This window comes from Candidatus Poriferisocius sp. (assembly GCF_965219815.1).
Lineage (GTDB): Bacteria > Actinomycetota > Acidimicrobiia > Acidimicrobiales > Bin134 > Poriferisocius.
In genome coordinates, this window is record NZ_OZ244791.1 from 2,515,556 (window position 1) to 2,539,746 (window position 24,191).

31 protein-coding genes are annotated in these 24,191 nt (G+C 63.3%); 17 read left to right on the top strand and 14 right to left on the bottom strand.

Annotation, left to right across the window (positions count from 1 at the left end; genetic code table 11):
* Positions 1–22: 22 nt before the first annotated feature.
* Complete coding sequence (locus tag ACOQPI_RS12065; protein ID WP_420619872.1) at positions 23–1,657, bottom strand: fumarate hydratase; 1,635 nt, start codon at positions 1,655–1,657, stop codon at positions 23–25.
* Between the two features lie 36 nt (positions 1,658–1,693).
* Positions 1,694–2,263: a hypothetical protein gene (locus ACOQPI_RS12070; protein WP_420619873.1), complete on the bottom strand. Its 570-nt coding sequence runs from the start codon at positions 2,261–2,263 to the stop codon at positions 1,694–1,696.
* Positions 2,264–2,274: 11 nt separating this feature from the next.
* On the opposite strand from ACOQPI_RS12070, the gene ACOQPI_RS12075 reads away from it, so the two are divergent.
* The 9 genes from ACOQPI_RS12075 (at position 2,275) to ACOQPI_RS12115 (ending at position 8,723) form a co-directional block, all read left to right on the top strand.
* Positions 2,275–3,075, top strand: coding sequence for a hypothetical protein (locus ACOQPI_RS12075; protein WP_420619874.1), 801 nt, complete (start codon positions 2,275–2,277; stop codon positions 3,073–3,075).
* A gap of 95 nt (positions 3,076–3,170) precedes the next feature.
* Entirely contained in the window at positions 3,171–3,668 is a 498-nt protein-coding gene (locus ACOQPI_RS12080) for a flavin reductase family protein (RefSeq protein ID WP_420619875.1), read from the top strand.
* A 6-nt stretch (positions 3,669–3,674) separates the two neighbouring features.
* Positions 3,675–4,193, top strand: a complete 519-nt coding sequence (locus ACOQPI_RS12085; protein ID WP_420619876.1) for a gamma carbonic anhydrase family protein — start codon at positions 3,675–3,677, stop codon at positions 4,191–4,193.
* Between the two features lie 52 nt (positions 4,194–4,245).
* Complete coding sequence (sufB, locus tag ACOQPI_RS12090) at positions 4,246–5,649, top strand: Fe-S cluster assembly protein SufB (RefSeq protein WP_420619877.1); 1,404 nt, start codon at positions 4,246–4,248, stop codon at positions 5,647–5,649.
* On the top strand, positions 5,649–6,020 hold the full coding sequence (locus ACOQPI_RS12095) for a hypothetical protein (RefSeq protein WP_420619878.1): 372 nt from the start codon (positions 5,649–5,651) through the stop codon (positions 6,018–6,020). The genes sufB and ACOQPI_RS12095 overlap by 1 nt, the downstream gene beginning before the upstream one ends.
* Positions 6,017–7,282 (top strand): Fe-S cluster assembly protein SufD, encoded by a 1,266-nt coding sequence (gene sufD / locus ACOQPI_RS12100; protein WP_420619879.1) that lies wholly within the window; start codon positions 6,017–6,019, stop codon positions 7,280–7,282. Before ACOQPI_RS12095 ends, sufD begins: the two co-directional genes overlap by 4 nt.
* On the top strand, positions 7,279–7,620 hold the full coding sequence (locus ACOQPI_RS12105) for a non-heme iron oxygenase ferredoxin subunit (RefSeq protein ID WP_420619880.1): 342 nt from the start codon (positions 7,279–7,281) through the stop codon (positions 7,618–7,620). The genes sufD and ACOQPI_RS12105 overlap by 4 nt, the downstream gene beginning before the upstream one ends.
* Before the next feature lie 18 nt (positions 7,621–7,638).
* Entirely contained in the window at positions 7,639–8,433 is a 795-nt protein-coding gene (gene sufC / locus ACOQPI_RS12110) for a Fe-S cluster assembly ATPase SufC (RefSeq protein ID WP_420619881.1), read from the top strand.
* The gene (locus ACOQPI_RS12115; protein WP_420619882.1) at positions 8,424–8,723 is read left to right on the top strand and encodes a 4a-hydroxytetrahydrobiopterin dehydratase; all 300 of its coding nucleotides are present in this window, start codon (positions 8,424–8,426) and stop codon (positions 8,721–8,723) included. Before sufC (ACOQPI_RS12110) ends, ACOQPI_RS12115 begins: the two co-directional genes overlap by 10 nt.
* 66 nt (positions 8,724–8,789) lie before the next feature.
* Here the strand turns inward: ACOQPI_RS12115 and ACOQPI_RS12120 are convergent, their stop codons facing one another.
* From ACOQPI_RS12120 to ACOQPI_RS12150, 7 genes are all read right to left on the bottom strand, one after another.
* A complete protein-coding gene (locus ACOQPI_RS12120; protein ID WP_420619883.1) occupies positions 8,790–9,329 on the bottom strand; it encodes an AAA family ATPase in 540 nt (179 codons plus the stop codon).
* On the bottom strand, positions 9,326–9,592 hold the full coding sequence (locus ACOQPI_RS12125) for a hypothetical protein (protein ID WP_420619884.1): 267 nt from the start codon (positions 9,590–9,592) through the stop codon (positions 9,326–9,328). Before ACOQPI_RS12125 ends, ACOQPI_RS12120 begins: the two co-directional genes overlap by 4 nt.
* Before the next feature lies 1 nt (position 9,593).
* The gene (locus tag ACOQPI_RS12130) at positions 9,594–9,821 is read right to left on the bottom strand and encodes a hypothetical protein (RefSeq protein ID WP_420619885.1); all 228 of its coding nucleotides are present in this window, start codon (positions 9,819–9,821) and stop codon (positions 9,594–9,596) included.
* Between the two features lie 122 nt (positions 9,822–9,943).
* Complete coding sequence (gene sufU / locus ACOQPI_RS12135) at positions 9,944–10,414, bottom strand: Fe-S cluster assembly sulfur transfer protein SufU (protein WP_420619886.1); 471 nt, start codon at positions 10,412–10,414, stop codon at positions 9,944–9,946.
* A 64-nt stretch (positions 10,415–10,478) separates the two neighbouring features.
* Entirely contained in the window at positions 10,479–11,711 is a 1,233-nt protein-coding gene (locus ACOQPI_RS12140; protein ID WP_420619887.1) for a SufS family cysteine desulfurase, read from the bottom strand.
* Positions 11,702–12,460, bottom strand: a complete 759-nt coding sequence (sufC, locus tag ACOQPI_RS12145) for a Fe-S cluster assembly ATPase SufC (protein WP_420619888.1) — start codon at positions 12,458–12,460, stop codon at positions 11,702–11,704. Before sufC (ACOQPI_RS12145) ends, ACOQPI_RS12140 begins: the two co-directional genes overlap by 10 nt.
* Before the next feature lie 71 nt (positions 12,461–12,531).
* Positions 12,532–13,140, bottom strand: coding sequence for an MBL fold metallo-hydrolase (locus ACOQPI_RS12150; protein ID WP_420619889.1), 609 nt, complete (start codon positions 13,138–13,140; stop codon positions 12,532–12,534).
* Between the two features lie 141 nt (positions 13,141–13,281).
* Here ACOQPI_RS12150 and ACOQPI_RS12155 point away from each other — a divergent pair, with 141 nt between their 5' ends.
* The 4 genes from ACOQPI_RS12155 (at position 13,282) to ACOQPI_RS12170 (ending at position 15,878) form a co-directional block, all read left to right on the top strand.
* Positions 13,282–14,397, top strand: a complete 1,116-nt coding sequence (locus ACOQPI_RS12155) for an acyl-CoA dehydrogenase family protein (RefSeq protein ID WP_420619890.1) — start codon at positions 13,282–13,284, stop codon at positions 14,395–14,397.
* A gap of 29 nt (positions 14,398–14,426) precedes the next feature.
* Entirely contained in the window at positions 14,427–14,864 is a 438-nt protein-coding gene (locus ACOQPI_RS12160) for a hypothetical protein (protein WP_420619891.1), read from the top strand.
* Between the two features lie 2 nt (positions 14,865–14,866).
* Positions 14,867–15,058: a hypothetical protein gene (locus ACOQPI_RS12165; protein ID WP_420619892.1), complete on the top strand. Its 192-nt coding sequence runs from the start codon at positions 14,867–14,869 to the stop codon at positions 15,056–15,058.
* A 61-nt stretch (positions 15,059–15,119) separates the two neighbouring features.
* A complete protein-coding gene (locus tag ACOQPI_RS12170; RefSeq protein WP_420619893.1) occupies positions 15,120–15,878 on the top strand; it encodes an alpha/beta hydrolase in 759 nt (252 codons plus the stop codon).
* On the opposite strand, the gene ACOQPI_RS12175 is transcribed toward ACOQPI_RS12170, so the two are convergent.
* Positions 15,840–16,109: a hypothetical protein gene (locus tag ACOQPI_RS12175; protein ID WP_420619894.1), complete on the bottom strand. Its 270-nt coding sequence runs from the start codon at positions 16,107–16,109 to the stop codon at positions 15,840–15,842. The genes ACOQPI_RS12170 and ACOQPI_RS12175 overlap by 39 nt on opposite strands.
* Before the next feature lie 85 nt (positions 16,110–16,194).
* Here ACOQPI_RS12175 and ACOQPI_RS12180 point away from each other — a divergent pair, with 85 nt between their 5' ends.
* Complete coding sequence (locus ACOQPI_RS12180; RefSeq protein WP_420619895.1) at positions 16,195–17,367, top strand: DUF222 domain-containing protein; 1,173 nt, start codon at positions 16,195–16,197, stop codon at positions 17,365–17,367.
* Between the two features lie 64 nt (positions 17,368–17,431).
* On the opposite strand, the gene ACOQPI_RS12185 is transcribed toward ACOQPI_RS12180, so the two are convergent.
* From ACOQPI_RS12185 to ACOQPI_RS12200, 4 genes are all read right to left on the bottom strand, one after another.
* The gene (locus tag ACOQPI_RS12185) at positions 17,432–18,376 is read right to left on the bottom strand and encodes a hypothetical protein (RefSeq protein ID WP_420619896.1); all 945 of its coding nucleotides are present in this window, start codon (positions 18,374–18,376) and stop codon (positions 17,432–17,434) included.
* A gap of 531 nt (positions 18,377–18,907) precedes the next feature.
* The gene (locus tag ACOQPI_RS12190; protein WP_420619897.1) at positions 18,908–19,591 is read right to left on the bottom strand and encodes a DUF3800 domain-containing protein; all 684 of its coding nucleotides are present in this window, start codon (positions 19,589–19,591) and stop codon (positions 18,908–18,910) included.
* Positions 19,592–19,653: 62 nt separating this feature from the next.
* The gene (locus tag ACOQPI_RS12195) at positions 19,654–20,916 is read right to left on the bottom strand and encodes a hypothetical protein (protein ID WP_420619898.1); all 1,263 of its coding nucleotides are present in this window, start codon (positions 20,914–20,916) and stop codon (positions 19,654–19,656) included.
* A 250-nt stretch (positions 20,917–21,166) separates the two neighbouring features.
* Entirely contained in the window at positions 21,167–21,742 is a 576-nt protein-coding gene (locus ACOQPI_RS12200; RefSeq protein WP_420619899.1) for an HhH-GPD-type base excision DNA repair protein, read from the bottom strand.
* 373 nt (positions 21,743–22,115) lie between these two features.
* Between ACOQPI_RS12200 and ACOQPI_RS12205 the strand changes: the two genes are divergently transcribed.
* The 3 genes from ACOQPI_RS12205 (at position 22,116) to ACOQPI_RS12215 (ending at position 23,994) form a co-directional block, all read left to right on the top strand.
* Positions 22,116–22,634: an HNH endonuclease gene (locus ACOQPI_RS12205; RefSeq protein WP_420619900.1), complete on the top strand. Its 519-nt coding sequence runs from the start codon at positions 22,116–22,118 to the stop codon at positions 22,632–22,634.
* Positions 22,635–22,666: 32 nt separating this feature from the next.
* Positions 22,667–23,347 carry a lipoyl protein ligase domain-containing protein gene (locus tag ACOQPI_RS12210; RefSeq protein WP_420619901.1) on the top strand — a complete coding sequence of 227 codons (681 nt, stop codon included), beginning with the start codon at positions 22,667–22,669 and terminating at the stop codon, positions 23,345–23,347.
* A gap of 239 nt (positions 23,348–23,586) precedes the next feature.
* The gene (locus tag ACOQPI_RS12215) at positions 23,587–23,994 is read left to right on the top strand and encodes a division/cell wall cluster transcriptional repressor MraZ (RefSeq protein WP_420619902.1); all 408 of its coding nucleotides are present in this window, start codon (positions 23,587–23,589) and stop codon (positions 23,992–23,994) included.
* Positions 23,995–24,191 lie beyond the last annotated feature (197 nt).

Consider the following 24,191-nt stretch of genomic DNA (forward strand, 5'->3'; position numbering starts at 1 on the left):
TGGCTGGCCAGCAGTCAGTCAGCTAGCTGATGGCCACCGGGGTGGAAACCTCGGTGAAGAAGTCGTTGCCCTTGTCGTCGGTCACGATGAAGGCGGGGAAGTCCTCCACCTCGATTCGGAATACCGCCTCCATGCCCAGCTCGGGGTATTCCAGCACTTCCACCTTGCGGATCGAGTCTTTGGCCAGGCGGGCCGCGGGGCCGCCGATTGATCCCAGGTAGAACCCGCCGTGGCGGGCGCAGGCGTCGACCACTTGGCGGGACCGGTTGCCCTTGGCCAGCATCACCAGGCTGCCCCCGGCCGCCTGGAACTGGTCCACGTAGGCGTCCATGCGCCCCGCGGTGGTGGGGCCGAACGATCCGGAGGCATAGCCCTCGGGGGTCTTGGCCGGGCCGGCGTAGTACACCGGGTGGTCTCGCAGATAGTCCGGCATGGGCTCTCCGGCGTCCAGCCGCTCCTTGATTTTGGCGTGGGCCAGGTCGCGGCCCACCACCAGGGTGCCGGTGAGCGACAGCCTGGTCTTCACCGGATATTTCGACAGCTCGGCCTGGATGGCGGCCATGGGTTCATCCAAGTCGATGCGCACCACCTGGCCGCTCAGATCTTCGTCGGTTACCTCTGGCAGGAACCGAGCGGGGTCGGTCTCCAGCTGCTCCAGGAAAATCCCCTCAGAGGTGATCTTGCCCAGGGCCTGGCGGTCGGCTGAGCACGAAACCGCCACCCCCACGGGGCAGGAGGCGCCGTGGCGGGGGAGCCGGATCACCCGGACGTCATGGCAGAAGTACTTGCCGCCGAACTGGGCGCCGATGCCGAATTGCCGGGTCAGCTCCAGTATGCGGTCTTCCCACTCAAGGTCCCGGTAGGCGTGTCCGGTCTCCGACCCCTGTGTGGGCAGTGTGTCGAGGTAATGGGCCGAGGCGTACTTCGCCACCTTCAGCGTGTACTCCGCAGAGGTGCCGCCGATGACCACCGCCAAGTGGTATGGCGGGCAGGCCGCGGTGCCCAGGGTGCGGAGCTTCTCGTCCATAAAGCGGGTGAGAGAGTCGGGGTTGAGTAGCGCCTTGGTCTCCTGGAACAAGTACGACTTGTTGGCCGAGCCGCCGCCCTTGGCCATGAACAGAAACGAATAAGCGTCTCCCGGCGCGGCGTAGATCTCGATCTGCGCGGGCAGGTTGTTGCCGGTGTTGCGCTCCTCGAACATGGTCAGCGGAGCCATCTGGGAATAGCGCAGGTTCGAGGTCTGGAAGGTGTCGAAAACTCCTCGGGCGATAGCCCGTTCGTCGTCGGCGTCGGTGAGCACCCGCTCGCCCTTGTGGCCCACCACTACCGCCGTCCCGGTGTCCTGGCAGCTGGGCAGCACTCCGCCCGCGGCAATGTTGGCGTTGCGGAGCAGTTCTGTGGCCACAAATCGGTCATTTTCCGACGCCTCGGGATCGTCCAAGATGGAGGCCAACTGCGCCAAGTGCTCGGTGCGCAGCAGGTGGGCGATGTCTCTCATGGCCTCGCTGGTGAGCAGCCGGAGGGCTTCGGGATCAACCTGGAGGAACTGGCGGTCGCCCAGCGAGATGGTGGAGACGTAATCCGTCGTCAGCAGGCGGTATTCGGTGGTGGTGTCAGACCCCTTGGGGAGCAGTTCGGAGTAGGCGAAATCGGCCATCAACCTCGGCTATCAACTCGGCTCAGTTGGCTCATCTCAGCCTAGCGCCGGGGTCCCGGCGAACGGCGATGGGTCTCCGGCGTCGGGGATCACCGGAGGGTGCCAGCTCATCGCCTGGCCGAGTTGGGTGGCGAAGTCCCTCCAGTCGGGAGGGTTCCAGCCCTCGGCGGAGGCCCGCAGATTGAGCTGATGATCGAGGTGGACGATGGCTGGCAGCGACTCCAGTCCCAGAGCCCGCACCACAGAGCGGTCCTCGTCGGCAAACGTCAGGATCTCCTGGGTCCACGGCCCTAGGAACTCCTCGGTCTCCTGGGGCGAGGCAGTGACCATGAAGGCCACCCGGCAGTCGGCGCCGACGAAGTTGCGCAGAATGCGACCAGCAGTGTCGATCATCCACGAACTCTCATAGGTGTACGGGTCGAGAACCACGATCACCAGATGGAAGACGGTGACCCAATCGCCAATCGGACGGGGTTCGCCGTTCAGCGGTGTGAGGTTCACATCGGCATCAAGCGTGGTGGACATCGCATCTGAAATTAGCCCAGCCCGGGGGCCGAACCCGGTGTCGTGGCTGATGAACGGGCTGATGATCAGATCGAATCGCATACGCTTGGGCGGTGCACCCCATCGAGCATCTGCGCTATGTGGCCCGGTCTTCCGGGGTGGGTCAGGAATCGCTGGTGCGGGAGACAGCCGGGGCGCTGTTGAGCTTCGGCCACGACCCGGCCGGGCTGGTCACCACCTGTCGGCGGATGCTCGCCCGCCAGCCCTCCTCGGGTCCGCTCATGTGGCTGGCCTCCCGGGTTCTCACCGCGGCCGACCCCCGGTCCGAAGTCCGGGCGTGTATGGAGGCGATTGCCGAAGACCGAACTGCTCGGCTGCTGTCGCGCGAGCTCCCGGTCGAGGTCTCGGTCTGCGTGCTCGGATGGCCGGATCTGATCGGTCGGGCTTTGCGGCTCCGAGGCGATCTTCGGGTGCTGGTGGTAGATGTGTTGGGGGAGGGCCATCACCTGGTGCGGCGATTGTTGGAACAGGACAGCTGGGTGGACGAAGTGTCCGAAAGCGGGCTGGGGGCGGCGGCTGCGTCAGCAGATGTGGTGCTGTTGGAGACAGCCGCCGTCGGGCCCGATGGATTTCTAGCCGTCGCCGGGTCTCGGGCCGCGGCGGCGGTTGCCCATGCCGCCGATGTTCCCGTATGGCTGGTGGCCGGCAAGGGCACAGTGCTTCCTGGCCCCATGTGGGACTCGCTGATCGAGAGGGCGTTGGGAATGGTGGATGCGTGGGAGGCTGACGAAGAGGTCGTGCCGCTCGCTCTAGTAGACCAAGTGGCCGGACCCGATGGGCTGGTCTCGGTATCCGAGGCAGTATCGAGCACTGACTGTCCAGTGACTCCCGAGCTGTTCTGCTCAGCCATTTGAGCACGTGAGCACCGATGCTCAACGCGGGATCGCTGGAATGAAAGCACTAACCTCACTGCGTCGGGGCAAAGTCTGCCCCAGCCTGAGGAGTCCAAGTGTCTGACAGCCCCCCGTTCGACTCGGCATTCTTCCGCCAAGTGCTCGGACAGTTCCCCACCGGCGTGACCGTGGTCACCGCCGCGGGACCCGACGGGCCCGCCGGATTGGCCATCGGCTCCTTTGGCTCCGTATCGCTCGACCCGCCGCTGGTGATGTTCATGCCCGGCAAGACGTCCACGAGTTGGCCGGCCATCGAGGCCGCAGGCCATTTCGGGGTGAACATCCTGGCTGAGGACCAAGTGGACATGTCCAACCTGTTCGCCTCCAAGGCTGAGGACAAGTTCGCCGGCTTGGGGTGGACGACCAAGGTCACCGGCGCCCCCATCTTCGAGACCTCCCTGGCCTGGATCGACTGCGAAATCGACCAGATAGTGGAAGGCGGCGACCACTGGATCGTCCTGGGCCGGGTGTTGGATCTGGGAGTCCAGCGAGACGACGTGGGGCCGCTGGTGTTCTTGGCCGGAAAATACGGCTCCTTCGACCCGCTGGGCTGATCGGCCATGCCGCTGTACGCATTGGGAGACATCGAGCCCGACATCCACCCCGAGGCGTTCGTTCACCCCCAGGCGGTGATCATCGGCCTGGTGAGCGTGGGGGCCGAGTCGACCATTTGGCCCGGAACGGTTCTCCGGGGCGACGGGGCGGGAATCACCATCGGGGCCCGAACCTCGATTCAGGACAATGCCGTCATCCACAACACCGATGAGTTGACCACCGCGGTGGGCGACGACGTGACCGTTGGCCACCTGGCCCATTTGGAGGGCTGCACCATCGAGGACGAAGCGCTGATCGGTGTGGCGTCTGTTGTGCTGCACGAAGCGGTGGTGGGCCGGGGGGCATTGGTGGGCGCTAGTGCAGTGGTGACCAACCACATGAAGATCCCACCGCTGGCTTTGGCCATCGGCGTGCCGGCCAAGATTCGGGAGGGTCACATGGCCGAAGGGCAGAACCGGGAGGATGCCCAGGGCTATGTCGCTCGCTGCCACCGATATCGGGCAGAGATGCGCTTATTGGGCTGACCGCCGGTAGTATTCAGGTCAACCACGCCGCCCCTGTTACTAGGATTTGAATATGTCGTCGGAAGCCCTCGCCTTAGATCTCGGCCGGTACAAGCTCGGCTGGAGCGACGAGGAAGATTACGTCTTCAAGCCCAAAAAGGGGCTGAACACCGACATCGTGCAGGAGATGTCGTGGATGAAGAGCGAGCCCGACTGGATGCGGAACTTCCGCCTGAAGTCGCTGTCGCGGTTCGAGAAGCGGCCCATGCCCAGCTGGGGCGGCGACATGTCGGGCATCGACTTCGACAACATCTACTACTACATCAAGCCCACCGAGGGGCTGGCCGACGACTGGGAGGCCGTGCCCGACTCGATCAAGGACACCTACGAGAAGCTGGGCATCCCCGAGGCTGAGCGCAAGTACCTGGCCGGAGTGACCGCCCAGTACGAGTCTGAGGTGGTGTACCACCGCAATCGGGAGGACTTGGAGCGCCAAGGAGTGCTGTTCTGCGACATGGACACCGCGCTCAAGGAGTACCCCGAGCTGGTGAAGGAGCACTTCGGCACCATCATCCCGCCGGGCGACAACAAGTTCTCTGCTCTGAACTCCGCAGTGTGGTCGGGGGGCAGCTTCATCTATGTGCCCCCCGGGGTCACGGTGGAGATGCCGCTTCAGGCCTACTTCCGCATCAATGCCGAGAACATGGGGCAGTTCGAGCGGACCCTCATCATCGCCGACGAGGGCTCACAGGTTCACTACATCGAGGGGTGCTCGGCCCCGGTGTACACCAGCGATTCGCTGCACTCTGCGGTGGTGGAGATCCTGGTCAAGAAGTCGGCCCGGGTCACCTACACCACCATCCAGAACTGGTCCAACAACGTGTACAACCTGGTCACCAAGCGGGCCAAGGTCGAGGCCGAGGGCCACATGGAGTGGATCGACGGCAACATCGGCTCCCGGCTCACCATGAAGTACCCCGCAGTGGTGATGGTGGGTCCCAAGGCCTCGGGCGAGGTACTGTCGGTGGCCTACGCCGGTCCCGACCAGCATCAGGACGCCGGGGCCAAGATGACCCACGCCGCCCCCGAGACCACATCCAAGATCGTGTCCAAGTCGATCTCCAACGGCGGTGGCCGCACCAGCTACCGGGGCTTGGTCCGGGTGGAGGACGATGCCTACGGGTGCCGCAGCCACGTGCAGTGCGATGCACTGATCCTGGATGAAGACAGCGTGTCCGACACCTACCCCTACATGGAGGTGGGCACTCGGGACGCGGAGATCGGCCACGAGGCCACCGTCTCGAAGGTGGCCGATGAGCAGCTGTTCTATCTGATGAGCCGGGGGCTGACCCAGGAGCAGGCCATGGGCATGATCGTCAATGGCTTCATCGAGCCCATTACCCGCACCCTGCCGATGGAGTACGCCGTGGAGTGGAGCCGGCTGATCGAGTTGCAGATGGAGGGATCTGTCGGCTGATGCCCATGCGGCAGGATTGCAAGTTCTTCGAGAGCCGGTCGTACCCCAATGGCGAGACCGTCCGGAAGTGCGATTTGGATCTGGCCCCCGAGGCCCCGTGGCGCTGTCCCGACGACTGCTCGGCCTATGAACGGCGCATGGTGGACGTTAACTGGTCACACGGAACGCTGGTCACACCGCCCACTCCCGACGCGCCGGCCAGCGTGGGCAGCGACGAGAGCATCGGCGCCCTGTTGGACGCGGCCGAAGACATTGTGAACGAAGCGGGCCCCCGGGTGCTGGCCGAACTGGAGAGGGAGAAGTCCCGCCGGCGGTCGAGAGCGGGCGGCGGCGGAAAGGCGAAGCGGCGGAAGCGTCGTCGGCGTTCGTGACCGAAACCCAATTCACCCCCGATGCGGCCGGTGCCATACCCGGCCCCGATTGGCTGGCCCGCCGCCGAGTGGCTGCCGCCGAGCAGGTGGCTGCCGCGACGATGCCCTCGGTGGAGGAAGAGGTGTGGCGGTACACGCCTATCGGGCAGTTGGATCTCAGCCGCTATCAGCTGGCCCACGATGGCGGCGGCACTTCGACGGCCTCTGTTCCCGAACACAGCGCGATGGCCGAAACCAGCAACGGGCGTCTTGGCGGCATTGATCTGCCCGCCGAAGTTGCAGCCCAAGGCGTAGAGGTCCGGCCACTGGGCGAAGGCGACGCTGATCTGGCCGCCTCGGTAGACGTGGACATGTTCGCCCTCATGAATGCCGCGTTCTCCGTTGAGCCGCTGCTGGTTCGGGTGCCCCCGGGAGTGAGTGTGGAGGGGCCCATCGTGGTGCGCCATTGGCTCGACGCTGATGGGGGAGCGGTTTTCCCCCGGCTGATCGTGGACGCGGGGGCCGACTCCTCGGTCGAGGTGCTGGAGCTGTACGGCTCAGCCGACATCTCTGCGTTCATCAGCCCGGTGATCGAGATCAGAGTGGCCGCCGCCGCCCGAGTGGGGTATCTGGCTGTGCAGGACTTGGGGCCCAAGGTGTGGCACATCGGCTCACAGGTCAGTCACATCGGCGCGCAGGCCCACATGCGTTCGTCGTCGGCGGCGTTGGGTGGCGAATACGCCCGGACGCGGCTGGACACCCATCTTTCGGGCCGAGGGGCCACCGGCGATCTGATCTCGCTGTACTTCGGTGACGGCGAGCAGACTCTGGACTTTCGCACCTTTCAAGATCACGCCGCTCCGGACACCACTAGCACCCTGCTGTTCAAGGGTGCGGTGGACGACTCCTCCCGGTCGGTATACACCGGGCTGATCCGGGTGCGCCCCGATGCCCGGGGCACCAACGCCTACCAGACCAACCGCAACATCAAATTGTCCGAGGACGCCTGGGCCGAGTCGGTGCCCAACCTGGAGATCGAGAACAACGAGGTCCATTGCAGCCACGCATCTGCGGTGGGCCCTATCAACAGCGACCAGCTGTTCTATCTGGAAAGCCGGGGGGTGCCCACCGAGACCGCCGAGCGGCTGATTGTTGCCGGGTTCTTCGACGAGGTGTTGGATCAATTTCCCGTCCTCGAGGCCGTGCCTGCTGTGCGAGATCGGCTCCAATCCAAAATCGAGGGGTTGGGCCATCGCGGTGTCGATGGAGAGGCCGGGCCATGAATCCAGAACGAGTGACTCTCTGCTCGCTCGCTGAGCTGGGCGATGAGGAAGCCCGGCGGTTTGACGTCGAGGCCGGCGGTCTGGTCCACCAGATTGCAGTCATTCGCTTGGGAGACGACCTGTATGCCCTGGGCGACACGTGCAGCCACGCCGATTACTCACTAGCGGAGGGAGAGGTGGACACCGAGGAGGGCACCATCGAGTGCTGGAAGCACGGCAGCCTGTTCAACTTGTCTACGGGGGAGGCTGAAACCCTCCCCGCCACCCGCCCGGTGCCGGTCTATGACGTGGGCGTGGAAGACGGCCAGGTCTGGCTGGAGGTCGGCCAAGATGGGTAGCAGGAGGGCGGTCCAGCCATGAGCGAATTGGTCGTTGAGGATCTGCATGTCCAAGTCGGCGGGCAAATGGTTCTGAACGGGGTGGACCTGCGGGTGGCGTCCGGCGAAGTCCACGCGGTGATGGGTCCCAACGGTTCGGGGAAGTCAACCCTGGCTTACGCCATCATGGGCCGTCCCGGCTATGAGGTCACCTCAGGGTCGATCACTCTTGTTGATGATGAATCCAACAGTGTCGACCTGGTGGATCTTTCCCCATGGGAGCGAGCTCACGCCGGGCTGTTCTCCACGCAGCAGTACCCCACCGAGGTCCCGGGTGTGGGTCTGGAGAACATGCTGGAAGAAGCAGTGGAAGCCGCGGGAGGCGATCGGAGCGCCGTGGAAGCCCAAGTTGCCGCCGAGGCCGAACTGGTCGACTTCGACCCCGGCCTCCTGTACCGCTCGCTAAACGTCGACCTGTCCGGCGGCGAGATGAAGCGAAGCGAAGCGGTGCAACTCGGCGTGCTCCGCCCCCGAATCGCCATCTTGGACGAGTTGGACAGCGGTCTCGATGTGGATGCCTTGGCCGCGGTGAGCCACCGGATCGAGCAGGCCACCCATGAGGACAACCTCGGTGTGCTGGCCATCACCCACTTCAGCCGTTTGTTGACTGTGCTCCACGCCGACGTGGTCCACATCCTCATCGACGGTGCAATCGCGGAGACCGGAGGCCCAGAGTTGGCCGCCCAGCTGGAGGACACTGGCTACGATCCCTGGATCGACACCCGCGCCGAATCACCGGTTGAGATTCACTTAGGAGGCGACCCATGGCCATAGACGCCGACGCCAAGAGACTGCTCAGCGACGAGGAGATCGCCGCCGCCTTGGAAGACCTCCCCGGATGGGAGCGCCAAGGAGACAAGCTCGCCGCCACATTTAAATTCTCGGATTTCTCCGAAGCCTTCGGTTTCATGTCCCGAGTAGCGCTGATCTCCGAGCGCCTGTTCCACCACCCCGAGTGGTCCAACGTCTGGTCCACCGTAGAGATCGCCATAACCAACCACGCCGCCGGCGGCCTCACCGAGCTAGACCTAGAATTCGCCCGCAGGGTCAACGCCCTCGTCTAGCCAGCAGGACAACCTGGAGTTGGAAACTCTCTGCAACGAGAGCATCCGCCTCTCCATTGGGCCAGCTCAAGAGTCGAGGTGTACTTGCAGACTGTCGTTGACGAGAGCGGCTCTGCATGCCTCGATGACCTGGTCGGCCGGTGCGTCCGACGAGATGACATGAGACTCAAGCTCTCCCAGGTCGGCGAACTGGTCGTACATAGTGTCGGCACCTGAAGTCTCGGATGTGTCGCCGCGATCCCGCACTCGATGCGACGCCGTGACGCGACTGGGTCTCAGGACGAGGTATTGAACACGGATCTCGCGGTCGCCAAGGCGTTGGGCAATCCGACCTAGGAACCACGGCCCGACAATTCCATCCCACACGACCGTGTAGCCGGCATCGGCATATGCAGCCGCAGCGTCCGCGACGGCCACCATTACGGCAGCATTCTGGCCGTGCGCGTCCGGTAGCCATGGTGCAACAAACCCGGACTTGATGGACCGAAAGAACCAGTCCGACTCCAGATGGACACCTCGCTCGTAACCAAAGGCGAGAGCGGCACTCACGGTCGTTTTCCCCGAGCCCGGCGGTCCTGACACGATCACCACTTCTCCGCGGGTCACAGAGAAAGAATGTAGACGACAGCACTCTGGTCGTTGTCGTTTGTGATCTGACAAGGTAACTTGTCTTGGTGAAAAGGCCGTTGATCGCTGGCAGCGCTCGAAAACACGGCTTGCAAGACCATGACATACTCCACGCCTTCGACAATCCAATCTTGGCTGAGGATCTTGATGACGGCTTCACGATGCTTGTTGGCCCTGATCATTCTGGGAATCTGCTTGAAGTCGGTGTTGTTGACTCGGCCGAAGGACCGGTCATCATCCACGCTATGACGGCTCGGAAGAGATATTTGAGGTGATCTGATGCCCCGCACTGCGCAAGAAATCATTGACCGGGCCAATGAGCTCATCGCCCGATTTGAAGAACACGAACCATCTGAGGGCGAAATCAAGGATGCTGCATCTCTTCGGGCTATCCGAGTCGCCTTTCAAGACAGGGCCGATGCCGAGCGTCGGATTGACGAAGCCGTCGCCCTTGCCAGAGACCACGGCCATTCCTGGGCCTCGATAGGGGCAATGCTCGGAACATCCGGCGAAGCTGCCCGTCAACGCCACAGCCGCCCAATTCCTACTCCTTCAGCCTGACTGATTTCCTCAAGTCGAACAGCGGTGTCGGATCAGGAGGTGGCTTGGGCCTCTTCGACGGCTTGGGTGAGGGTGTGCCAGGAGAGGGTGGCGCACTTGATGCGGACCGGGAACTTGACCACGCCTTTGAGGGCTTCCAGGTCGCCGAGTTTGACGTCGGGGCTGTTGCCGTTGACGGGGGCGGGGTCGTCAGGGTCGGGCTCGATGGACATCATCGATCTGAAGGCATGGTTGAACCGTTGAAGCTCCTCAACGGTGCGGCCCTTGACGGTGGCCGACATCATCGACGAGGAGGCCTGACTGATTGAGCAGCCCTGGCCGCCGAACTTGATGTCTTCGATCACCCCGTCGGCCAATTGCACGTAGATGATCACCTCGTCACCGCACAAGGGGTTGAACCCCTCGGCCCGCACAGCAGGCGGGGTGTCCAGCTCTCCCCGGTTGCGGGGATTGCGGTAGTGGTCGAGGATGATCTCGCGGTAGAGATCTTCAAGATCAGGCATGGCGACGGTTCAACAGTCTACGGGCGAGGGCTCAGCGATATGCAGTCATTCTTCATTCAAGACTTCACTCGATGAAGAACACGTCGGCATCGGCCAGCGCATCAGCCAGGGCATCGACGTCTGACTCATCGTTGTACACGTACATTGATGCCCGACTGGTGGCGGCGCAGCCCAACACCCGCATCAGCGGCTTGGCGCAGTGGTGGCCGGCCCGCACGCACACCCCGGATCGGTCCAGCACCTGGGCCACATCGTGGGGATGGATCCCCTTGTACTCGAACGACAGCACTCCGCCCCGCTCAGCCGGCTCGGTTGGCCCGTGGATGGTGATGTCGTCGCCGTAGCGCTGGTTCAAGGTCCGCAGGGCATAGCCGGTGAGGGCCACCTCGTGCTCCCGCACCTGGTCCATCCCCAGACCGGTCAGATAGTCCACCGCCGCTCCCAGTCCGACCGCTTCGGCAATGGGCGGGGTGCCAGCCTCGAACTTCCACGGGACCGCGGCGGTGCTGAACCCCTCCTTGGTCACGTTCAGGATCATCTCGCCCCCGCCCAAGAACGGCGGCATGGCCTCCAGCAGCTCGGGCTTGGCCCACAGCACCCCGATTCCCGTGGGGCCGCACATCTTGTGGCCGGTGAAGGCCACAAAGTCGGCCCCCATCTCTTTCACGTCGGTGGGCAGGTGGGGGGTGTACTGGCTGGCGTCCACCATCATCAGCGCACCGGCATCGTGGGCGGCGTCGGCCAGTTGCCGGATGGGATTGATAGTGCCCAGCACGTTTGACACCGCGGCCACACTCAGCAGGCGGGCACCGTCGAGCAAACGGTCGAGATCGGTCAGATCCAGGTGGCCGTCGCTGCGGATGGGGATCCAGCGCAGCTCGATGCCCTGCTCGGCGGCCAGCATGTGCCAGGGGACGATGTTGGCGTGGTGCTCCAATTCGGTGATCACCACCGGGTCGCCCGGCCCCAGATTGGCCCGGCCCCAGGTTCGGGCCACCAGGTTGATGGCCTCGGTGGCGTTCTTGGCGAAGACGATCTCAGAGTCCTGGTCGGCTCCGATGAAGTTGGCGACCTTCCTCCGAGCCTCTTCCATCGCTTCGGTGGCCTCCACCGCTAGTTGATAGGAGCCCCGGTGGACGTTGGAGTTGAAGCGCTCGTAGTAGTCGGTCACCGCGTCGATCACCGGCCTGGGCTTGTGGGAGGTGGCCGCCGAGTCGAGATACACCAGGCGACGGCCATGCACCTCTCGGCACATGATCGGGAAATCGTCCCGTATGGTCCCGGGGTCTAGCGCCATGCCTCGTACCCTTCGGCGTCGAGCTGCGCGGCCAGTTCGAAGCCGCCGCTGGCCGCGATCTTCCCGTTCATCAGGATGTGGACGTGGTCGGGAGCTAAGTGGTCCAGCAATCGGCGGAAGTGGGTAATGGCCAGCACCCCCATTTCCGGGCGAGAGGTCCGCACTTCCTGCACTCCGTTGGCCACGATCTTCAACGCGTCGATATCCAACCCGGAATCGGTCTCATCCAAGATGGCCATCTCCGGCTCCAAGATGGCCAGTTGGAGCACTTCATTGCGCTTCTTCTCGCCGCCGGAGAACCCGTCGTTCAGATAGCGGTCGGCAAACGAGGGGTCCATGTCGAACCGCTCCATCCACTCCATCACCGCCAGCCGCAATTCCAGCACCGACAAGTCGATGCCCTTGCGGGCCGACAGGGCCTGGCGCAGGAAGTTCATCACCGACACGCCGGGGAACTCCTGGGGGTACTGAAAGGCCAGGAACAATCCGGCCTTGCCCCGCACATCGGCGGGCCAGTCGGTGATGTCATCGCCCTTGAAGCGGATCCGCCCCCCGGTCACCTCGTACTCGGGGCTGGCCAGAAGCGCGCTGGCCAGAGTTGACTTGCCCGAGCCGTTGGGCCCCATGAGGGCGTGTACTTCACCGGCCCCAACGGTGAGGTCGATGCCCGACAGGATCGGGATGCCGTCTTCCGCCGTGACAACGTGCAGGTTTTCGACCTCAAACAGCGGGGCCTCGGGGGGGCTCACCAGATCAGTCTACGCCGGAGGGGGTGCTATCCCTATCACCGGAAAGCCGTGCGGCGCACCCACGAGCGGGCCTACCAGCCCCGGTCGATCCACTCTTGAAGATGGGGGGCCTCAGTGCCGATGGTGGTCTGGTCGCCGTGGCCCGGCAGAACCATGGTGTCAGCCGGCAGTGGGGAGAAGATTCGCCGGTCGATCGACTTGATGATGGTGTCAAAGTCGCCACCCTCAAATCCGGTGGCCCCGGGTCCGCCCGGAAAGAGGGTGTCGCCCGAGAAGAAGATGGGCGAGCCCTCCAAGCGGAACGACATCGACCCCGGCGTGTGACCGGGGGTGTGGACGCAGTGCAGCCGGAGTCGTCCCACTTCGATCACCGACTCGTCCTCGAGCAGGTAGTCATAGGAGTCGAGCATGGCGGCGTCCTCGGCGGTGACCCCCACGTCGTAGCCGGCGTCGCGCACCGCGGGGATGGCCTGAATATGGTCCCAGTGCCCGTGGGTCTCCAGAACGGTTCGGACCCCAAGTGAGGAACACATCTCCAGCAGAAGATCGTGTTCGTTGGCTGCATCGATCAGAACCGCATCGCCGGTTTGGCGGCAGCGGAGGACGTAGACGTTGTTGTCCATCGGACCGACGACCACTTTGTGGATCTCGGCCTGGGTGTCTTGCCAGTGCAAAGTCATGGCGGGCTCTTCTCGCTCTCCGACTCAGAGAATACTGAGACTCAGGGAAAACTGGTTGGCCCCACGATTGTGCCCTATCTATCGGGTCCATGACAGGTTCGGGCGTGGCTACATGAAGTGCGGTCTAGTAGAAACAGAGCCGTGAACTTTGCCTTCAGCGAGGAACAAGAAGAGCTGCGGCGCTTCGTGCGGCAGTTCTTGGAGGACAAATCCCCGGAATCGGCGGTCCGTGACCAGATGGACACCGAAAAGGGCTACGACGACGCCGTCTGGAACCAGATGGCCGAGCAACTCGGATTGCAGGGCCTCATCATCCCGGAGGAGTACGGGGGCAGCGGCTTCAGCTATATCGAGCTGATCGTGGTGCTGGAGGAGATGGGCCGGGCGCTGCTGTGCGCCCCGTTCTTCTCCAGTGTGGTGCTGGCCGCCAACACCCTCATCCACAGCGGCGACGAGGAGGCCAAGACAGCGCTGCTGCCCGGCATCGCGGCCGGCGAGACAGTGGCCGCGTTGGCCTTCACCGAGGAGAACGGCCGCTGGGACGAGTCGGGCATCACCACCGAGGCCACCGCCGACGGCGACGGCTGGCGCATGAGCGGCACCAAGATGTTCGTGATCGACGGCCATACCGCCGACGTGGTGCTGGTGGCCGCTCGCACCGCCGCCGGGGTGAGCCTGTTCTGGTGCCCCAGCGACGCCGATGGATTGACCCGCACCGCGTTGTCCACCATGGATCAGACCCGCAAGCAGGCCCGCTTGGACTTCGACAACACCCCGGTCACGCTGATCGGCGCCGAGGGCGGGGGCTGGGCCGTGCTGGAGCGGGTGCTCGACCTGGCTGCGGTGGCCCTGGCCGCTGAGCAGGTGGGCGGGGCCCAGATGTGCTTGGACATGTCGGTGCAGTACGCCAAAGACCGGGTGCAGTTCGGCCGGCCCATCGGGTCGTTCCAGGCCATCAAGCACAAGTGTGCCGACATGCTGCTGGAGGTGGAGTCGGCCAAGTCGGCCGCCTACTACGCCGGCTGGTGCGCCTCAGAGCTGAACGACGAGCTGCCCTCGGTGGCCAGCTTGGCCAAGGCCTATTGCTCGGAGGCCTACTTTCACGCCTCGGCGGAGAACATCCAGATCCACGGCGGGATCGGCTTCACCTGGGAGCACCCTGCTCACCTGTACTTCAAGCGGGCCAAGTCGTCGGAACTGCTGTTCGGCGACCCGACGTATCACCGCGAGCTCCTGGCTCAGCGCATCGGCATCTGACAGCTCTAATCATCGTCGCCGCAGTCTTGGTGGTCGGGCTGGCCGCCTACGCGGTGATGCGGGCGTCGTCTCGACTGGCCCATACCCGGGCCCGGGCGGTGTACGACCTGTACGAAGCAGTGGAGTTCGTAGCTGAGCGTCTGCCCGACGAGCTGTCGGCCAAATTGAGCTACGAGGATGTGGAGGCGGTGCTGCTGTGGCGGCTGGATCACCTGCGGCTCCAGGGCTCTGCCACCTACGGCCGGGGTGATGTGACCGCGGCCGAAGCCGAGGGCCGGAACGAAGAGGTGGTTACCAGCGACGACGACTCGGTGGACTATGTGCTGGCCAAGGCCACTGAGTCGGGCCGCGACGTCGACGCATTGGACGTGGTGGTGGTGCTCGACTTGGAGACCCAATACCTTGATGCCATCGGAGCGCTGGGCCCTCCAGCCGAAGAATCCGGCCAGCAAGGCGGTACGGTTTAGAGATGGACAGGCCGCGGTCGTTGGAGGGCTTCCGGTACGTGGGCGACAAGCGGTCCCAGCTGGTGTACGACTTGGACGAGATCAACGACGAGTCGGTTATCGAGGAGCTGGTGGCATCCGAGCAGTTCTTGGTGTTCGGACCCGACACACTGGCCGAGGCCCGCAACCGCGGCTATCGGCCCCGAGCGGTGTGAGCTGCTGCAAGTTGCCCGACTGGCCCGCACCGCGGGAGCAATTGACCGGGAACGTGGCGGTGTGACGCACTGGCAGACCACCGACGGGATGAAGCTTGCCGGGCATTTGGCCGTGCCGGAGAACCGGCGAATGCGGGCGCTGCCCGGCGTGGTGCTGTGTCCCGGGTTCCCATCAAAGGCCAACGGGGGTTCGAGGGCGGCGGAGCGGATCTATCCCCTGGCCAACCGGATCGCCCAGAACATGGAGTGGGCCGCGCTGGTGCTCAACTATCGGGGGTGCGGCGACAGCGAGGGCGATTTCTCGCTGGACGGATGGACCGACGACATCCGCAGCGCCATCGACTATCTGAACGGGCTCGAGCAGGTGGAAGGGGTATGGCTGGCCGGATTCGGCATCGGCGGGGCGCTGGCCGCCCACGTGGCCCAGGACGACAGCCGAGTCAGGGGAGTGGCCACCATGGGAGCACCGGTGGACTTCGCCCACTGGGGTCTCGATGCCTCTCGGGTTGTTGACTACGCCCGTTCCCTCGGGATCATCTCTGCCCCCGAATTCCCCGAGGCCATAGATTCCTGGGCCAAATCCGCCCGTTCGATCCAAGTAGACCGCTGCGCGGCCGAGATCGCCCCCCGGCCCATGCTGATACTGCACGGCTCCAACGACCGGGAGGTGTCACCCCTCGACGCCCGAGCCATAGCCGACGCCCACGGCGACGCCGGCCTTCGCATCATCAGCGGCGCCGGCCACCGCCTCCACTCCGACCCCCGCTGCATCGCCATCCTCCTAGGCTGGCTCGACTCCCAAATAACCCTCATCCCCTGACCAGCTATCGGCCACCTGGGTCTCTTCAGCCTCAGCCAGGTATTCCTGCCAGGCTTCCCGATCTTTCTGAAGTTCGCTGAGTTGTCTCAAAGCATGGTTAGCGAATCGCTGACGCCATAGCACTTCGGCAGCATCTCGAACTGTTGCTGCGAGAGTCATACCTGCGTCGCGGCTCATCTCCAGCAGTTGGATGTAGGTGCCGGCGTCCACACGGATCGTGGTGGTACCCATGAAGGAAGCCTACGCGATGTAGGCATGACATCTACTTGACAATCCGCTCAGAAGAAGTTGTCACTGTCTTCCGTATCATTGTGGCATGGATTTTGGGGCTGTGACCTGCGGGAATGCCGGGAATGGCGTGCATGTTGACGCGGTGGACGTATCCGGGCTGGACGATGGGGCTTTGGATTTGCGGCTGCGGCAGATCGGTCAGGCTCGTAATCGGTTGGAGGGGTTTTTGGCTGAGGTGGTGGCTGAGAAGACTCGGCGCAGCAGCTCGTTTGACGCTGCGAACTCTTTGAAGGCCGAGTTGCGCCAGTCGAGGCATCAGGCTGATCGGACGATGCGCGAGGCCGAGCAGTTGGAGAAGCTGGCGGCCACTCGGGACGCGCTGGTAGGCAGCCGGATCAACACAGAGCACGCCCGGATTTTGGGGACTGCGGCTCAGAATGGGCCGCTGGATGAGGCCAAGATGCTGGAGGCGGCGGAGACGCAGACGCCGGAGCAGTTGCGCAAGACGGTGCGCGACCATCAAAACGAGATGGCCGGCGATGACGGGGCAAAGCGGTTCGAGCGCCAGCGCAAGGCCCGCACGGCCAGGTTCTCAGAGCGCGATGACGGGATGTGGCAGCTGTTCGCTTTGTTCGATCCGGTGGCGGCGGCGCGGATCCGCAAGGCGCTGAACAAGGCGACCGACGACGACTGGCGGACCGACAACCGCCGCGAGCACACCGCCGACCGGCACCGCCGCGCCGACGCTTTGGAGCGGCTCATCACCCGCACGATCTCCGCGGACGGAAGCGAGCAGCCCCACGGCACCACGCTGTTGTTGATGGCCGACTACGACCTAATCGACGACAAGCTGGGCCGCCCCCGCTTGGCTGACGGCACCCCGCTTCCGCCAAACGAGTTCCACAGGCTGGCTTGTGACGCCGACATCTTGTGCGGCCTGTTCAAAGAAGCAAGCACCGAGCCCATCTGGATGGGATCAACCAGCCGCCACCCCAACTTCGCCCTGCGAGCTGCCCTCGAGGCCCGAGACGGCGGCTGCATCGGCTGCCGCAAAGAACCCGAATGGTGTGTGTCGCACCACATCGTGGAATGGCAACACGGAGGCCCCACCCAACCCGACAACCTGGTCCTGGTGTGCCACGACTGCCACCAAAAAGTCCACCACCGAAACTGGGCCGTCGAAAACCACCCCGACACCGGCCGCCAATACCTACGACCACCTTGGCAACAACCTCCCGAACCTGCTTTGAGACGCTGACGGAGAACCACTGTCGCGCCCGCCTAGACATAGCGGCAGACTCGACTGAGTGTGGATTTAATTTTCAGTCGAAGAGATCTTCGAACACACCAGGCCAGGTGAGAATCACTCCGTGCTCCTTGCAGAGCTCACCCCAATACTCGTTTGTGGGTGGACGCTCTACTGCAAGAACCGCCTGCACATCATCCGTTCCAGGCCAATCCAGCAGGAAGGCATAGCAAAGCACCTGCCCCAAGCCGAGGCGAAGCTGCCGGTCTTCGTTTTCTTCAGTCAAGCTCTTGACCTCAGCCACGAATGCTGAATCGCCGACCTGCCACGCGACGTCGAATTGGGGATCGTGAGGCGCTGGCGAACGAGGCTCTGCGCCCGCAGATCGGACGGCTTCTGCCAATTGATCTTGCACGTCCATGTGCGCTGAGGTCCCCCGGTCAATGAGATCGGGGTCAACCTCAAACACTCTCCTTTGCTCGGTCGCTTCTTGTCGAGCCGGTGATCTGTATTCGCTCCCATCTCGCTTCGTGGCTGGTAGTGGTTCCGGAATGGCGGAACCAGTTGGTTTGAAGCCAGGTCGATGGACAGCCAGCTTGGCCAGCAGATCGCGTCCCACGTCCGTGATGGCCAAGCGGTCTTCGCCAGCACGCTCAATCAGCTTCGCTGATTCCAGCCAGCCTCGTCGTTGCTGTACTTGAGATGGCGTGTCCCAGTTCAAGCCATATTTATGGGCTGCCTCAAGCAATTCACTTATTGCAAGTGGGGCTGCATGCAACTCTGAGAGCATCTCGCCAAAGAATTGAATACGGCTATGCAGCAGCGCGATTAGAACTCCATCGTCCCCGGACGTGTACCAGTGCCTTGCGTGCTGACTCAGATTGATTTGGCTGGCTGTAGACTCGAGGACTCCTCTTCTGAGCAAGTTGTGCACTATGTCTTGGGAGTTCTTTTCCTTCATTTCCAAGTTGTCTTGGATCCACTTGGCCAGAACTGGATGTTTGGGTCGTTCCCGGTCCACGAACTGACAGACTCTGCGCAGGGTATTCAACTGGCCGGTGTAGCCACCGCGAATCGAAGTGGCGCTGGGTAGGCGTTCCTCCCACGGCAGGGGAGGTGGGATGTCAGCTGGGTTAGTCACAGACGGGTAACCGTACTGAATCGGTCGATTACGGCCAGCCTTGCTTGGACCTGCTGCTGGCTTCTGGGCTTTCTTCCAGGCCCTTGGCTTGGCGAAGGGGCGGGGTGGTGGTGGACCCTCGTCGAGAAGGCCATCGCCTAGACCCGCGGTGATGCGTATTCGTGCGTATTCAGCGTTGCCAGCCATCGCCTCCAATTCGACGATTGCTGCACAGCCGTTCTCATCGGCTGGCCCGACTGCCTAGTCGTGCTCATACCCCTACGGGCAATCGCAAGTGGCATGCCAGGAGATTCCTTGCGGCTTCTGGCGTGATGGGGGCATACTTGTATTGGCCGGTGACTTAGCTGAAAGGCCCTCATCGGAAGTACGCCCCGGATCGGCTGTGGATCGCAGTCCCGGGGCCTCTGCGCGTCAGGGGTTCGAAAACACGCTTTCGACCGAGCTAATGCGGTGTGAGATTCGAGGAAACGCATCCGAACTCTTGCCGCATAGCCAGTCGGAGCGAGAACCCGCGAGCAGATCTGAAATCTGCAAGATGGCCTCGGACTTGTCGGCGTGGCTTATCTGGAACCCTGCTGAGATGATTTCCTGCCTCTGAAGGCGGTGCAGCACATCGTGGTCCTTCTGGTCAAGGCTGCTGAAGTCGGTTCCTGCCAGCCCGCGTGTCTCCAAAATGGCATGTCGCACGCCTAACTCATTGTCCAAGTGAGTGAATGCTCTCTCGATGACCTTTGCCCTTACATGGTGTTCGGAGTAGTTGGTGGCAGGAAGTGGACGGTCAGTTTCGAATAGGTACCCATCCCAATCTGCGATTTCGTCAATGTGTTCGAGAACCTTGGCTTGCCAGGTTGGACTGAGATCTTGGTAGTGCAGCGGATGGCCGACCCTTAGCTGAACCTCTCGGAGCTGATTTCGGATTTCTACAACGTCTCCACTCAAGACGACTGCTGCGGCAACGACGTAGTGTTCGCCCGACCCGGCAACGCGGCCAGTAGCAGGATCTCGAACTGGCTTTCGGGACTCGTCGATGAAGGAGAAGAGTTCTGTCTCAGGTGGCTCATGCAGGCCCGCATGAGCGCTGTGTGGAGAGTGCATCGAGGGTGGTTGTGTGATCGTTCAGGAGGGGAAGAGGTTGGGGAGGACGTATTGCGGATTGCTCACAAGCTCGATTCGAGTCCTGATATTTGATCGCCGAGCTGTTGGAGGCGTTGTTGAATGACTCGCGGGGCGGTGGCAAGGACGTATCCCGTTGAAGCCGTGCCCTGGACTGCGCCTACCAATGGGTTGGCAAGAGTGTCTAGTGTCTGTTGGATTTCCTGCTCGGAACTGGGCTTGTCGGGCTGATCGACCATCACCATGAGTTGTGATGCAGTAAGTGGTCCAAAAGCGCCGGTCCTCTCAGCCAATTTCTCACAGAGCTCGACTGCGAGATTCCGAAGCCGGCCCAAGTCCTCGGCCGTCCTGCTGGTCGGGGTCGTGTCGACAGCACCGCCAGACTCGAAGAGTGCTCGGTAGTCCTTGAGCCCTAGTGGTGTTTCGGCGTGCTGGATGCACAAATCAGCTAGTTGTTCAGTCGAGAGCACTGCCACCGCCTTATCGACTGCCCGGTTCATGAGGCGCTTGCCAGACGGGTTGGGTCCCACCAGCATCGAATAGTCGGCGTTGTGCTGTTTGCGATGATCTTCCAGAGTGCCCCAGTCCACCTGGCCATCCCCCAGAGAGCCTGATCCGACTGTTTTGGCGTCGATGGTCACCGTGTAGGAGTCGTCCTTACCCAGAGGTGCCTTGACCAGCACATCGGTCTTGCCGCTGCCGCCGAGCTTCTCGGCTTCGAAACCCAGAAATTCGAAAGCGTCCCGGACGGCGACTTCCAATCGGTCTGGGTTCTTGCTGTCGGTAGAAGCATCTCTGAGCTCGTTCGCTAAAGCTTCAACAGGCGAGGGGTCAATAGTTGGCGTGAGTTCATCAAGCTTGGGTGCATCAGTGAGTAGCGAATCGGAGTCCTTGACTTCGGGTCCAGTCTCTTGTGGAGCGGGGTCGGGCAAGGGTCGAGAGCACGCGGTGTCCCCGAAGGGTTCGTAGAGATCTAGCTTTGACAGCAGGTCGCGTCCTGTTTCTGTAATGGCAATTCGGCCGTCCCTAAGGGTCATGATCATCTCAGCCGACTGCAACCACCGTCGTCGTCGGCCCACTTGATCACGCCTGTGCCAGTTCAATCCGTAGTTGCCTGCTGCTGAGCGGAGCTCTTCCGTAGTACGGGGCTCTTCCTCCAATTCAGCGAGCATCTCGCCTACGAACTTGAGCCGGCTGTGCAAAAGAGCGACGAGGATGCCGTCATCCTCAGTGGCAAACCAGAGGTTCGCGTGTTTGCTGAGACAGAGCAGGCCGGTTTCATCTTCAAGAATGCCGGCATTGTGCAAGAACCGGCCCCTCCAGGACGCACTGCTTTCCTTTAGGTCAAAGCGATCTTGGAGCCATCTGACCAGGTCCGCAAAGGAGGACTCCTGCGAAGCAACGTGCTCACAGATTTCGCGCAACGTTGCTACGTAGCTCAAGTTCCCCCCGGGCATAGTCCCAACCGCCTTAGATCGGTCCTCCCACGGAAGCGGAGTTGGGATGTCGGCTGGGTTGGTCATAGGGGCGTTGCCAGCCTAGAGAAGGTTGCGGTGATCAGTCTTGTTTGGTTTTGCCTTTGGCTTTTTGGGCTTTTTTCCAGGCTCTTACTTCGGCTAGGGCTTCGGGGCTGTCTATGTCGGCGACGGTGCGGGGGGTGGCGTCGGAGAAGGGGCCGGCGGCGGTTTCCCAGCCTTCGGGGGTGATGTTGAAGCGCTTGGCCAGCAATGCGAGGAAGATCTTGGCCTTCTCGTCGCCGTAGCCGGGGAGGGCTTTGAGCCGCTTGAGCAGGTCTTGGCCGGTGGGGGCTTCGGCCCACAGCTTGGCGGCGTTGCCGTCGTAGTGGTCCACGATGTGGCGGGCCAGGTCTTGGGCCCGGCGGGCCATCGATCCGGGGAAGCGGTGCAGGGCGGGCTTCTCCTTGAAGGCGGCCTCGGCCTTCTCGGGGTCCATCTCAGCCAAACCCGCGGCGGAGAAATCGTCGGGGATGCGCTCCCTCAGTCGAAGGGGCGATTTGAAGGCCCATTCCATGGGGATCTGCTGGTCGAGCATCATGGCCAGCAGCAGGGCGAACGGATCATCAAGGAGAAGTTGGTCGGCGTCGTGGTCGCCAGTGACGGCTAGTGTTCCCATCCGCCCATCGTACTGGCCGCCGAAGGAAGATCACGAGGGAAAGACCGCGAGGACGTAGCCTGGAACCGTGATTCAATCGCTGGCCAAGTTGCTCGCTCATCCCAGCCTCTGGACGACGGCCATTCGGCTCGGATGGCGGTTGAGGCCGGCCCCTGATCCGGCATATTTGAGGTTCCGGATGGTCACCATGTACGGGGATGCCCAAGCCCAGCCCCGCGCCGATGAACTGATTACCTATCTGCAATGGTGCAGGTCTTGGGAGCGGACCACCAGGTAAAGCTGCGTTGAACCGCCCCTTGCGGGCATTCAACCCAGAGGTGTGTTCTAGGTAATCCGCGTAAAGCAGCCCAGCGGGTTCACTATGGTTTCCACCATGAGCCGGGCGCTGGTGCTCAACGCATCCTTCGAGCCGCTGAGTGTGGTGTCGCCCCGGCGCGCCCTAGTGCTGGTGATGGCCGAGAAGGCCGAAGTCGTGCTGGAATCCGGAGAGCGAATCCGCTCCGAGCAGCTCGATCTGCCGGTCCCGTCGGTGGTCCGGCTGCGCTACTACGTCAAAGTGCCGTTCTTCCGCACTGGCGGGCTCAGCCGTAGGGGAGTGTTCGCCCGAGACGGCTACCGCTGCCAGTACTGCGGCCGCCACGCCGACTCCATCGACCACGTGCGCCCCCGCAGCCGAGGCGGCACCCACTCTTGGGAGAACGTGGTGGCTGCCTGCCGCCGGTGCAACATGGCCAAGCGAGATCGGCTGCTCTCGGAGACGCAGATGAGGCTGATGCGCCCTCCGGCCGAGCCACCCCGCTCGGCCTGGGTAGCTTCGGCCGTGGGCCATGTGCCTTCCGACTGGCTGCCCTACCTAGACCCAGCAGCCGAATCCGTCGCCCAAACTGCTTGAGCCTGTCGCGGGATGCCCGGCGACATGGATCGGTGAGCACCAAGACTGAGCCCCTGTCGATCCAAGGGGGGTGGAAGGCGCACCGGCTGAGCGGAACGGTGGGGGAGTTGCATGCCCTGAGTCCCGACCCCAGCGCTGATCGGGAGGTATGGCTGATGTCGCCCCTCGACACCGCTCTGGTGCTGGGGTCGGCCCAACCCGAGGAGACCGCCTCGAGTCCGATCACCGAAAGCGCTGCAGTGGTGCGGCGCCGCAGCGGAGGGGGCGCAGTGCTGGTGGCCCCGGACCACTCGGTGTGGATAGACGTGGTGATCGGCCGAAGCGATCCGCTCTGGGATGACGATGTGAACCGGGCCTCCCTGTGGCTGGGCGAAGCGTGGGTGGCGGCCCTGGCCTCGCTGGGCATCACGCACGGGGAGGCATTCGACCGCTATGAACCCGGCCCGTGGGGACGGTTGGCCTGCTTCGCCAGCCGGGGGCCAGGCGAGGTGCTGGTGGGCGGGGCCAAAGCGGTGGGCATCACCCAGCGCCGCACCCGGACCACCGCACGATTCCAAACCCTCTTGTATCGCCACTGGCCCCCCGAGGAGCTGTTTGCTCGTCTGGCGGAGTCATCTGAGGAGCTTCGAAACGCCCTCTCGTCGGCCGCGTGGCCGGTAGACGCCCAGCCCGACGACATTCACGCCGCGTTCTTAGCCTCTCTGCCTCGCTAGGCGGCCCAAGAAACCTCTCTGCCCTATTGAGCGGCCCAAGGGGCCTCTCTGTTCGCGTTCGCCCTTGTTTTTGCTGGCTCATCGCGCCCGCGCTCGTTCACGTTCGCGGCTCCATCCGGGCGCGGTGGCACCCCGGCCCTCTAATTCACTGCATAGAGTTGCGCTGGTGGGGCGACGGGGGATAGTGTGGGACGAAGTGGGAGAGAAGGGGAATTACTCGGGACCCGTTGGGGGGAATCGTGCTCACCGGTGAGCACACTCGCTCCCTGGACGACAAGGGCCGGCTCTCGTTGCCGCCGGCCTTCCGCTCGGTGCTGGCCGAAGGGGCGTACGTGGCCATCTACAAGCAGTGCCTCGGCATCTGGACTGCCGAAGAGGCCCGCAGTGCGCTGGAGCGGCTCGAGGCCGCGGTCCGGGCCGGAGAGGCCACCGGCGACGAACTGCGGGCATTCTCCTCCAGCCTCGAACCGGCCACCGTGGATGCCCAAGGCCGGTTGAACCTCCCCTCCTCCAAGCGTGAGGTGCTGGGGCTGGACAAGAACGTGGTGCTGGTCGGTGTGTTCAACCGCGGCGAGGTGTGGGACGCGGAGCAATGGCAGTCGCTGCAAGCCGAACTCGGCGAGGCAGACGTAGACCGGTGGTTGTGATGTGGATTCGCAGACAGACAACAGGGTCGGTGACCTCCATGTAGGCCGACCAGGAGTGCGCTCATGGGCAGTCCTCCGTCCGACGAGATGGAAGGCCCCTACTCCGCCCGCTTGCCATCTGACACAACCGGGGAGAAATCCCGGAGTGCGGTCGCCGGGCGGAGGACTGCCGATGCGCGACATTCTTGCCGTCCGAT